The sequence below is a fragment of the Chromohalobacter sp. HP20-39 genome (genome assembly GCF_033052815.1).
Lineage (GTDB): Bacteria > Pseudomonadota > Gammaproteobacteria > Pseudomonadales > Halomonadaceae > Chromohalobacter.
On the sequence record NZ_JAWHTP010000624.1, the window covers coordinates 1 to 276 of the forward strand.

The window sequence follows — 276 nt, forward strand, 5'->3', positions numbered from 1 at the left end:
GTGGGCGCGGGTTTCTATATTCCGATCAGGATATATTCCTGATTGGCTATGTAATGTCTCCCGACCACCTGAACCTCGTCTTCGCCGCGCTGGCCGATCCCACGCGCCGCGCCATCGTCGCCCGTCTTGCTGCAGGCGAGGCCACCGTCAACGAACTGGCTGAACCGTTCGATCTGGCGCAGCCCTCCATCTCCAAGCATCTGAAGGTGCTGGAAACCGCCGGTCTGATTTCACGCGGACGGGAGGGGCAGACGCGGCCGTGCCGGTTGGAAGTTG

The 276-nt window shown here is 62.0% G+C and carries 1 protein-coding gene; it reads left to right on the forward strand.

Annotated features, from left to right (window positions below; translation table 11 throughout):
• Positions 1-53: 53 nt before the first annotated feature.
• Positions 54-276: metalloregulator ArsR/SmtB family transcription factor (locus RVY79_RS19455; RefSeq protein ID WP_317466216.1), on the forward strand; the 223-nt coding region annotated here is incomplete at its 3' end.